The 10,194-nt window shown below is 71.5% G+C and carries 12 protein-coding genes; 2 read left to right on the top strand and 10 right to left on the bottom strand.

The genetic code is table 11. The annotated features are described in order from the left end of the window. Window positions 1–456: GNAT family N-acetyltransferase (locus ACSNOK_RS25445; RefSeq protein WP_436783098.1), on the top strand; the 456-nt coding region annotated here is incomplete at its 5' end. Between the two features lie 31 nt (window positions 457–487). On the opposite strand, the gene ACSNOK_RS25440 is transcribed toward ACSNOK_RS25445, so the two are convergent. The 7 genes from ACSNOK_RS25440 to ACSNOK_RS25410 all read right to left on the bottom strand — a co-directional run bounded on the left by ACSNOK_RS25440 (window position 488) and on the right by ACSNOK_RS25410 (window position 6,306). Continuing rightward, the gene (locus tag ACSNOK_RS25440; RefSeq protein ID WP_436783097.1) at window positions 488–1,162 is read right to left on the bottom strand and encodes a pentapeptide repeat-containing protein; all 675 of its coding nucleotides are present in this window, start codon (window positions 1,160–1,162) and stop codon (window positions 488–490) included. 71 nt (window positions 1,163–1,233) lie between these two features. Continuing rightward, window positions 1,234–1,410, bottom strand: a complete 177-nt coding sequence (gene amcA, locus ACSNOK_RS25435; RefSeq protein WP_436783096.1) for a multiple cyclophane-containing RiPP AmcA — start codon at window positions 1,408–1,410, stop codon at window positions 1,234–1,236. Beyond that, a complete protein-coding gene (locus ACSNOK_RS25430; RefSeq protein ID WP_436783095.1) occupies window positions 1,388–2,461 on the bottom strand; it encodes a radical SAM protein in 1,074 nt (357 codons plus the stop codon). Before ACSNOK_RS25430 ends, amcA begins: the two co-directional genes overlap by 23 nt. A gap of 215 nt (window positions 2,462–2,676) precedes the next feature. Beyond that, window positions 2,677–3,525 carry a helix-turn-helix domain-containing protein gene (locus ACSNOK_RS25425; RefSeq protein ID WP_436783094.1) on the bottom strand — a complete coding sequence of 283 codons (849 nt, stop codon included), beginning with the start codon at window positions 3,523–3,525 and terminating at the stop codon, window positions 2,677–2,679. Between the two features lie 16 nt (window positions 3,526–3,541). Next, window positions 3,542–4,075 (bottom strand): DUF6879 family protein, encoded by a 534-nt coding sequence (locus ACSNOK_RS25420; RefSeq protein WP_436783093.1) that lies wholly within the window; start codon window positions 4,073–4,075, stop codon window positions 3,542–3,544. Continuing rightward, window positions 4,044–4,310, bottom strand: coding sequence for a hypothetical protein (locus tag ACSNOK_RS25415; protein WP_436783092.1), 267 nt, complete (start codon window positions 4,308–4,310; stop codon window positions 4,044–4,046). The genes ACSNOK_RS25420 and ACSNOK_RS25415 overlap by 32 nt, the downstream gene beginning before the upstream one ends. 274 nt (window positions 4,311–4,584) lie before the next feature. After that, the gene (locus ACSNOK_RS25410) at window positions 4,585–6,306 is read right to left on the bottom strand and encodes an IucA/IucC family C-terminal-domain containing protein (protein ID WP_436783091.1); all 1,722 of its coding nucleotides are present in this window, start codon (window positions 6,304–6,306) and stop codon (window positions 4,585–4,587) included. A gap of 543 nt (window positions 6,307–6,849) precedes the next feature. Here ACSNOK_RS25410 and ACSNOK_RS25405 point away from each other — a divergent pair. Next, a complete protein-coding gene (locus ACSNOK_RS25405) occupies window positions 6,850–7,350 on the top strand; it encodes an N-acetyltransferase family protein (RefSeq protein WP_436783090.1) in 501 nt (166 codons plus the stop codon). 19 nt (window positions 7,351–7,369) lie between these two features. Here the strand turns inward: ACSNOK_RS25405 and ACSNOK_RS25400 are convergent, their stop codons facing one another. The 3 genes from ACSNOK_RS25400 to ACSNOK_RS25390 form a co-directional block, all read right to left on the bottom strand. Beyond that, entirely contained in the window at window positions 7,370–7,861 is a 492-nt protein-coding gene (locus ACSNOK_RS25400) for an XRE family transcriptional regulator (protein ID WP_436783089.1), read from the bottom strand. 145 nt (window positions 7,862–8,006) lie between these two features. Then, on the bottom strand, window positions 8,007–8,909 hold the full coding sequence (locus ACSNOK_RS25395; protein ID WP_436783088.1) for an esterase/lipase family protein: 903 nt from the start codon (window positions 8,907–8,909) through the stop codon (window positions 8,007–8,009). Window positions 8,910–9,214: 305 nt separating this feature from the next. Then, on the bottom strand, window positions 9,215–10,194 hold a 980-nt coding region (locus ACSNOK_RS25390; RefSeq protein WP_436783087.1), incomplete at its 5' end, for a DNA polymerase Y family protein.

Genomic DNA, 10,194 nt, shown 5'->3' with positions numbered 1-10,194 from the left:
CCCCGGAACGTCACCCTGCACCCCCTCACCGACTTCGCCGACGACCCGCGCCCCCTCCACGCCCTGGACACCGCCGTGGCGGCGGACGAACCCGGGGACGTCCCCGTCGTCGTCCCGCCCTACGAGGAGTGGCTCACCGCCGAGTGGCTGCGGCCCGGCATCGACCACGCGCTCTCCACGGCCGCCGTCGTGGACGGCGTCCCCGTCGCGTACACCCTCGTCCTGGCCGACGGCCACGGCCGCATGATGTCCGCCATGACGGGCACCGCCCGCGCCCACCGCGGCCGGGGCCTCGCCAGACTGGTCAAGACCCACACCCTCCACCGCGCCCGCGCGGCGGGCTGCACCGAGGCCTTCACCGGCAACGACGCGGGCAACGCCCCCATGCTGGCGGTCAACGAGCGTCTCGGCTACACGTGGGCGGCGGCGGAGTGGAGGTACGTACGGGAGTTCTGAGGGGGCACGCGGGAGCAGGCCGCTCTTCCGGTCAGTCGCCTCCGAAAGTGACGCCGAGTTCGGTCACCAAGGCCTCGGCGAGTTCGGCCTGCTGCCCCTGGTCGATGCGCACCCCTCTCAGATTGCCCGGACCCCGGAGTTCGGACAGATCGCTGCCCCGCAAGTCCATGTTCCGGTAACGGCCGGCCCCGAATTCGGTGCGCCGGAGCGCGCACTCGGAGAACACCGCATCGGACAGATCGCAATCGATGAATGTCGCCTCTGCGAGAACACAGCGGGCGAACACCACGGGCCCCCTGGCGCGGGCTTTCGAGAACGTGGCGAGGTCGAACCTGCACTCTTCGAACAGAACGTCGTCCAACACCAGATCATCGAGCCTCGCACCCAGCAGCTTGCAATCACGCAGGTGCACGCGAGTGAGCCTGCCCGCCGCCCAGTGGACGGCACCCAGATCGCTGCCGGTGATCTCCACGCCATGGATGTCCAGGGCGGTGAACCGGGCTGCCCTCGAGCGGACCTCACTGATTCGCCCGGCGATGAGCTGGGTGTTCGTCAGTTCGAGAGAACGGAGATCCGCACCACCGTACAAGAAGTCCTGGATCCGGCCTCGCGGAGTATGGAGATTCGCCACCTTGGAGAGGTACAGGCCCGGTTCCTCCAAGTCGGGCGTGGTGATGGTGACGCGGCCGAAGATGCGGCTGGCCATGTGCCGTTTCCTTTCGCACGGTGTATGGGGTGGTCCTGCCGGCCGGCAGGACCACCCCATACACCAAGTGGTCACTTCTTTTTGTTCCAGTTGTCCCATGTGGGCCGGTTGTCGAAGGCAGGGGCGAGGTTGTCCCAGGTCGGACGGTTGTCGAAGGCGCCGATGACGTGCCTCCCCGCGACTTCCAGCAGGGACCGGAAGCCAGAGAGCGAGTTCAGCACGAGGTCATTGGCCGTTTTCTCGAGCATGCTGTGCGACTCCTTCGAGAAGGGCGATTCTCGCTGTGGTGCAGTAACGGGTCCGGGTACCGTCCATACGACCACCGTGCTCGAAGTACCGGTTCGCCGGATGGGCTCCTCCGCAAAACGCGAAATAGGAGCAGGTGGCATGGCAGGCCGCCACACCCTCCCGGAACTCGGCGATCCATGGGGTGCGCTGCTCGGCTTCCGCCACGAGGACGTCCAAACCGTCTTCGAGGACGTTGCCGGTGGTGAAGTCGCCGAAGCGCGAGTCGGTGTACCCCGCGAACTCGGGAGAAAGCATGATCACGCCACCGTCGTAGGTCACCGTCGGGAGGGCATCCCAGGGGGCTGAAGCAGGGGTCGGGAAGGGAGCCCGGGTCTCCAGGACGGTTCCGGCGAAGTCGAGGACTCGGGAGATCTCTCGCAGACGCACGACGGGATTGGCGTGCCAAGCCTCCGTGAGTGCCGCCCAGAACCGCGTCGCCCGTACGGTGTCCACGGCCGCGGGCCCGGCGTTGACACCCTCTTGCTCCTCGACGTTGACGCCGAGGGCGGTGACGCCCAGATCTGCGAAGAAAGCGTAGAAACGAGCCGCGCTCGCCGAATCGGGTTCGGATACGACGGCGATGGCGGAGAACGGAATGCCGTGCCGGCGCAGGCGATCGATGCCCCGCATGATCACACTGAATCCCGGACGGCCGGCCCGGGTGAGGCGACGGTGGTTCATGTCCACGGGACCGTCGATGCTGACCCCGACGTGGACATCGTGTTCCAGCAGGAATGCGCACCAGGCGTCATCGATCAGGGCGGCATTCGTCTGCACACTGTGCTTCACCCCACGGAACGGAGCCATGAGTGACGCCAGATGGGCGCGCCCCGTGGCCAGCGGCTCGCCGCCGTGCCATACGACCTCGAACCGCGGGTCCTCGGCGGCCCACGTGTTGACGGACCGGGCGACCGCTTCGGCGACACCTACCGCCATGAGGTTCTTCGCCTTGCGAAACGGCAGATAACAGTACGAGCAGTCCATCGGCAGGCAGAGAGTGGTGGGCTGCATGATCACTGCATGGGGAACGGGCGCGAGCCGTACAGGATGGTGCATGGATGCCCCTCCCGATCAAGTCTTCGCTTTGCCGAGGCAAAGGCGCCCTTGCTCCCGAACGCGCGGGGCCTGCGAAAGGAACCGGCGACAGGCGACAAGGCACGGACAAGACGACCACCGTGCCGGTGCAATGCCGGTCTGGGCAACGAAGTTGCGAGAAGTTGCGCAGTTTAATGAAGAGCGTTGATCGCCGATTCGATCCGTGACCGGGCAGCGGGGCCGTAAACGGCCGTGCCGGACAGCTCACCGAACGCGCGCGCGTAGTCGGTGAGCTCGCGGGGTTGGACGACGTTGACCTCGGCGGTGAGCGTCTCGACGACGCACCGCTGATCGTCGAAAAGGTAGAACGCCTCAAGGGGCCAGATCGTGCGCTCCGCCCCGAACGGGATGATGCCCAGGGAAACCGAAGGCAGGCGCATGACGGCGAGGAGGTGGCGAAGCTGGCCTGCCATCGTCTCCGGAGTACCGATACGGTGCCGGAGAACCGTCTCTTCCATGACCACGGCGTAACGGTGACCGCCTTCGTACAGGAACCGCGAGCGGGCGACACGGGCGGCCACCGCCTCGGCGACGTCGTCCGGAGTGCCATGGAAGTCGGTGATCCGCTGCATGAGGGCGGCCGCGTAGGCGGGCGTCTGGAAGAACCCGGGAACCACATTGGAGACGTAGACCCTCTGGTGCGACGCCCGCTCATTGAGCTCGTACACGTTCTCTTGGAGTCGGCGCATGCCGTTGCGCTGAAGCCTGCGCCATTCCTGGTACATGGAGTCGACCGCACGCGAGACGGCGATCAGGTCCTCCGCCTGGTCTTGCGCACCGCAGGCCGCGCACCATGCGCGAACGTCCGACTCTGTAGGGGCGGCTTGGCCCTTCTGGATACGGGTGGTCTTCGCAGGATGCCAGCCGCACCGGGCGGAAAGCTCCCGTCCTGTGAGGCCTGCGTCTTCGCGCAGGTGCCGCAGACGCGTCGCGAGCGCTTCACGGGCCGCCTGGGCACTGGAGGAGGGGGAAACATGCATGCCGACGCGGAGTGGGTCAGACGGTGTACTGCTCGTGCGGGATTCCGCGGTCCCACACAGCCTCGAACGCGGAGGAGCACAGTTCGACGACAGCGGGGTCCTCGGACATCGAGTGCTTCGGGTCGTCCCAGTCTCCGTCGCCGGTGAAGTGGTTGAACTGAACCAACCGCCCGTCGAAGACCCAGAAGTCGTTGCCCGGCAAGGCGATGTCCGACGCCTGCCGCCGCGGCAGCCAGCGGACGCTTTCACCCAGCGCGACGTTCACCGGAGTCAGCGCGTGCTCGTAGCGGATGTAGTCGGTGACCGGCTCGGACACGATGCGGGCCCGCCGCATCACCACCCCCCTGCCGACGGCTTCGCGTACGAGGGGGGTCCACCCCCGCCAGAACGCCGCGTCGGGGTCGAGATCGACGCGGCCGGAACGTTCGAACTCGGTGAATCCCTCCGCCTCGTCACCGACTCCGTAGACGTCCCGCATCTCCAGGTGCACGGCCGTGTGCCGGGCGCCCCTCAGCAGCTCATCGAATGCGGGCACGTCGCTCTGACGCATCACACGCCTCCCTCAAGACGGGCACCATGCGGGCAGGAACGCGGATCACCCTCTCATGCGCCGGAATACCCGTCGCGTGACCGGGAAGCCATTCCGTCCCACCCACCAGCGCCTTCACCAGTTCGTCGGCCTCCTCGCCCTGGAGGACCAGATCAGCCGTCTCTTCCTCCACCCAGACCGTCGCCGAGCCGTTGCCCGAGGTGGTCGGGTCGATTCCGATGAACTGTAGGGGCATGGTCCCCTCCCGCATCAGGTCGGTTGCGCGCTCTTGCGTCGACGCTTCCCGAACAGCCGGTCCGCGTCAAGCGGCTTCACGCTTTCCGCGCCCGTGTTGTACTCGTCCCGCACGCCGACGGGGAAGGGGCGGGCCTTGTCCACGTCGTCGCCCGGTGAGCGCACCGCAGGGTGACCCCGGCTTGTCGCACATGACGGTGACGCGTAGTCCCTGTCACCGAGGAGTGTCCCGACGCGCACGCCTGCACCACGTCCTCGCCCCCGGCCCGCGCTCCTCACCCCCACGGCGCCGCCAGGTAATTCGGCACGTTCACGTACGGGGGTGCGCCCGGGCGGAGGGTCGGGGTGAGGGCGGCGTGGGCCGGGAGGCGGCCGGCGTCCAGGAGGCGGGTGCGGAGGACGGTGGCGGCGCCGGGCGGGATGCGGTCCAGGGCCTCGGCGAGGCGGGTGCGCAACAGGCGGAGGCCGTCGCCCCGGGACGTTCCGGCGAGCGCGGCCAGGTGGTCCACCGCGCAGCGGCGGAGGGCTCCGGCGGCGAGGAGGTCGGCGACGGGGCCGTCGTGTCCGGCGAGGATGCCGCGGTCGGCGAAGCCGAGGAGGTCCGCGGCCTCGCCGCCGAGCCGGGAGGCGAGCCGGACCCCGTTCACGCGGGGGCCGGCGTGGTCGCGGTAGAGGAGCCGGAGCCGGGTGCGGCCGTGGTGTTCGTCCAGGACGACCGCCAAGTCCCGGGGGTGCGTCTCCAGCGCGATGCCGTACGAGAAGAGGGTGGTGCACCAGTCCAGCAGCAGCGTCAGGCAGGCGTCGGCGAAGGCTCGTACCGAACCTCCGTAGTAGCGGCGGGCGAGCACGTCGGCGACCGTCGCGCCGTCCGGGTCCGGCGCGGCCAGCGCGGCGACGGGGACCGTGTGGCCGTCCGCCGGCTCACGCGGGCCGCGCCGGACCCGGACGGCGAGCAGCGGGTGCCCGGCGTGCAGGTAGGTGTCCGCGTCGGCCGGGAGGACGGAGCGGGCGAAGTGCGGTTCGCACAGCAGGACTTCGTCCAGGAGCCGTTGTGTCACGACGGCGTCGGCGAGCGTCGCGGGACCGGCGGGGAGCGACGCGGTCGCGGGTGAGGTGGCGGATGCGGTGGGGAGTGCGGTGGGGAGCGGGAGGTCGAGCCGGGTTCCGGGCGCTTCGGCCAGGGCGACGGTCGCCGTGGAGCGCGTCGGGACCACGTCCGCCCAGGGCTTCTCGGCGAGCCGCGCCGTGCCGTCGAGGCCTGTGGCGCGCAGCGCCCGGGCGAGCGGCGCGCCGGCGGTCAGCGGGTGCACCGGCAGCATGGTGTGGGTGGCGGACAGGTCGGGGAGGCCGAGGTCGCCGGGCGCCGGCCACCACTCGGGGAGCCCTTCCGGCCCCCGGCGGACCGCCGCGTCCGGCAGGGCGATCCAGCGGAGCCCGAAGCAGGGGTGAAACTCGGGCGCGTAGGCAAGAAGTTCGGGTGGCTCGGGGGTCCCGGGGCGGCCCGTCGGGGGGTCCGGGTCGGGGCGGCGGGCGGCGAGGACGTCGTACGCGAGGGCCCCGCGCGGCCCGGTCCACTCGGCGGCGCTCCGCCCGTACGCCGTCGCCAGCCGCTCGGTGACCTCGTCGCGGGTCCGCTCGCGCAGCCGCAGGGCGGTGAGTTCGGCCGCGCAGGCGGCGGCGAAGTCGTCGAACCCGGCGTGCTCCCGGGGGTCCGCCGCCGGACGCAACCGCGCCAGGACGGCGTCCAGTCCGGTGACGACGCCGTCCGGGGTCTCCAGCAGGGCCGCGCGGACGCGCGCCGCACCTCCCGGGCCGTCGTAGGCGACCGGCAGCAGGATCGTTTCCCCGGCCACGGTCAGCGCCAGCCGCTCCCCGTCCGGCCGGCTCACGGCCCGCGCCGTGCCGCGCAGCCGGCAGACGTCCTCGCGGAGTACGGCGTCGAGGACGCGGGCGACGAGCCCGCTCTCCACGTCACCGGCCGTGTCCCGCCCGCTCATACGGCTCCCTCCGGGGCGCGGCGGGGCGACGGAAGTTCCGATGGGAGCGCCGACGGGCGGAAACGAACGTCGGCGACGCGGACATCCGTAACGCGGGCATCGGTGACGCGGATATCGGCGCCAAGGGAGAGGAATCGATCATTCAGCCGCACGGGAGCGCCTTTCGGGCCGAGGGCGAGGTCAGGGTCCGCGGGGGTGCCGCGGGTACGCCGAGGGGGCCAGCGGCGGGTGGGGCCGCGCGGCGGACCGAGGTCGGAGGCCGGCCCGGAAGGCCGGGCCGACCGCTCTACGGAGGTGCCGTCGTACTGAGGGCCGCTAGACGGGGATCGCGACGCCGATGGCGATCGCGTGCAGCGGCGCGGGGCGCGTGCGAGGGGCCGCGACGAAACGGGGGTGGTTCTCGCTCACGGAACCGACCTTAGGTTAGGCAACCCTAAGATTGTCAACGCGAGTGTGGAATACGCCCACTTACGCTCCTTATATCCCCACGCGCCGCCATAAATTCACTTGCTCCTTCCCGCCCCGGCTTGGGACGGTCACGCCATGACGGAGGCGACCACAGCGATCACCGCCCGCCCCCTGCACTCCGACGAGTGGCGGCTCTACCGGTCCGTCCGCCTGGCCGCGCTCGCCGACGCGCCCGAGGCGTTCGGCTCCACCTGGGCCCGGGAGCACGTCTTCCCGGAGGAGACGTGGCGGCAGCGCCTCGTCCGGCGCAACACGTTCCTCGCGGAGCGCGCCGGCGAGCCGTGCGGACTCGCCGGCGTACTGCCCGACGGCCCTCGGACGGCCGACCTCGTCTCCTTCTGGGTCGCCCCCACCGCCCGCGGCTCGGGCACGGCGGACCTGCTCCTCGACGCGGCCCTCGCCTGGGCGGCCGAGCACGGCCACACCACACTCCGCCTCCGGGTCACCGACGGCAACGACCGCGCCGAACGCTTCTACCTGCGGCGGGGCTTCACCCGCACGGGAGAGGCCCGCCCGGTCCGCCCGGGCGAGCCCCGCCCGGAGTTCACGATGACGCGGCCCACCGCGCCGGCCTGAGCAGCCGGGCCCCCTGGCCTCACCCGCGCACGGGGACGCCCCGCCCCCACAACTCCTCCGCGTGCTCCGTGAACCGGTCGAACAGCCCGCCGTCCCCCTGCTTCCGCAGGTGCAGCATGGGCGAGTCGTGCCCGACGAGACTGGCCAGGTGCGGGGTCACCAGCGCGCTGCCGTCGAAGCGGAAGACCGACAGGCTCACGTGGTTGACCGCGTCGGCGGGCGCGCTGAAGCGGGCCTCCACGGCGGGGACCAGCGAGCGCAGGTGCCGCCGCGTCGTCCTGATGCGCGCCGAGACCGTCAGCTCCGCGTCCTCGACGGCCTCCCGGTTGCGGGTCACCTCTCCGTCGGGATCCCCGAGCAGGAACCGCACCCGGCACCCGGCACCGGCCTTGCGGCGCAGCAGCTCGGAGAGGACGGGCACCTGGGTCCACAGGAAGTAGTTGGTGTAACCGGCGAAGAAGAGCTCCTCGCGCGCGGAGGCGACCGGAACCCGTGATCTGAGCCGGGCCACGGACCCGACCGTCCTCACGGGCCGCCATTCCGGCGGTCACACCCCTGACGCGCACAAGGCGGAGGGGGCCCGCGTCGGCCGTGTTCGGCCGGTGCGGGCGCCCCAGGGCTGGGCAAACGTTTCCTCGTCAGTCGGGTGGAACGTTTCAGCTCACCATGTCCGCGCAGGTCGCCGGGGACGCGTGGGCCGGGTCGAGGGCGTTCGCGACCTCCTTGAAGGCGACGCGGTCGATCGTGCCGGTCGCGACGTGTTCGGAGAGGTCGACGGAACACCGGTCCTGGAGCAGGATGTTGCGGACGTTCGGGCCGGAGAGGTACGAGGTCTGGTACGGGGTGACGACCTCGTCGTACTTGGTGGCGACGACCGTGTAGCGCACGCCGGGCACCGTGTCGGGACGGGAGTTCAGCTTCTTGATGAAGTCCGAGCCCACGGCCTGGTCGGTGAGGCCGGGGGCGGTGCCGTGGATCGCCTGGCGGGCGCCCGGGACCTTGTCCATGAGCTTGGTCAGGCCCGAGAGGGTCGTGCCGTGGTTGGAAGGCGCCAGCCCGGTCAGGGAGTTCACCTTGCCCGCGCCGTCCAGGAAGTTGAGGTAGTAGCGCGGCATCACGCCGCCGCCCTGGGAGTGCCCGACGAGGTCCACCTTCGGGGCGCCGGTGGCCTCGCGGACCCGGTCGACGTAGGCGGAGAGCTGGGCCGACGACTTCTCCACCGGGCCGAGGCCGTTGAAGACGGGAACGCCGGGGAGTTGGCCGTAGTCCAGCGAGAAGACGCAGTAGCCGCGGTTCACCAGGTAGGGCGCGAGGAAGAGCCAGTTGTCCACCGAGTTGCCGAGGGTGCCGTGGATCAGGACGACAGGCCGGGGGTGGGCGGACGACGGCTTGCAGGAGAAGTCGTTCCAGCCACGGCTGACCGTGCGCGTACCGGCGTCGGCGGCCGGCGCCGCCGCCCCCGCGGCCAGCACCAGGGCGATGGCGGGCAGCAGCGTGCCGAGGACGCGGAGCAGACGGCGTACACCGCAAACAGAGGAAAGTCTTCGAATTCCGAACATAAAGGAAACCTCGCAGGTGGAAGAGGGCGCACGGCAGCGACACGACGACCGGAGGGGAGGCCTCGCGCTGAAAGGGCATCAACTTACGTGCGAGTAGGTTGCGGGAAGGTCATGACTTCGTCAATAAGTTCGCCATCTCTTCGTTCGTACGAATTCGGCCAGTTACGCGGCAGTAACAGCGAGGTGGCGAAGGACGTCGAGGCGACGGACGGAGCGCCCGGCCCGACGCCGACGCGGCTCAGGGGCCGGACCGGCACCACCCCGGCATCACCCGGGCCTCGCCCCCGGTCCCGCCCAGGCCTCACTCAGGCGACGTGCAGCGCCGCCGCCGGCCCCACCGCCGACGGACCGAAGCGCGCCCGCGCCCGGTCGACGGCCGCCTCCACCCGGCGCGCCTTGTCGTCGGCCGCGTCGAACGTCAGCTGCCGCGGGGCGCCCTCGGCGTCGGCGAGCCCCTCGGCGCGCAGCGCCACCGCCCGCACCCGGGCCCGCTGCAGACCGAGCGCGCCGTGCAGCTCGTAGGCCACGACGGTCAACTCCGGGGTGTGGGCGGTCGGTTCGGGGAAGGTACGGGTCCGGGTGGTGGTGGAGCCGTCGGCGTACCGGACGGTGAGGGTGAGACCGCGGGCGACCTGACCGTCGCCGCGCAGCCGGGCCCCGAGCCCGTCGGCGAGCGCGAGCAGGGCGCGCCGGCGCCGCGCCGGGTCCAGCTCGTCGGCGCCGAACCGGTGTTCCGCGCCCATCGAGCGGGCCCGCGCCTCCGGGGTCACCGGCGTGGGGTCGATGCCGTGCGCCCGTTCGTACAGCGTCCGCCCCGCCGCGGCGCCCAGGACACGCTGGAGCGCGGGGAGCGGGGCGGCGGCGATCCGGCCGATGCTGTCGAGCCCGTACGCGCAGAGGGTACGGGCGGTGGCGGGGCCGACCCCGTACAGGGCCGCGGCCGGTTTGCGGGCGAGGAAAGCGGCCACCTCGGCGTCGTCCGCCGGCAGTACGCGGACCGCGCCGGGCGCCGCGTCCTGGGCGGCCATCCGCGCCAGCATCGGGTTGGCGGCGACGCCGACCGCGCAGTCGACGCCGTACCGGGCGAGGCTCCGGACCCGCAGCAGGGCGGCGAGCCCGACGGGATCCCGGCCGAAGTACCGGGTGGCACCCCGGACATCGGCGAGCGCGGCGGCGGGCGGCAGCGCCTGTACGACGGGGGTGACCTCCGCGAGCAGGGCGAGGAGACCGTCGTAGACCTCCTCGTCGAGGGGGGCGCCCGGGGCGGCGGGGCCCGGGCCGGGGG

Origin of the sequence: Streptomyces sp. URMC 126, assembly GCF_051386555.1 — a bacterium.
In the GTDB taxonomy this organism is placed as follows: domain Bacteria; phylum Actinomycetota; class Actinomycetes; order Streptomycetales; family Streptomycetaceae; genus Streptomyces.
The sequence above is the reverse complement of the archived record's forward strand: the minus strand, read 5'-3'. Positions and strand labels throughout refer to the sequence as shown.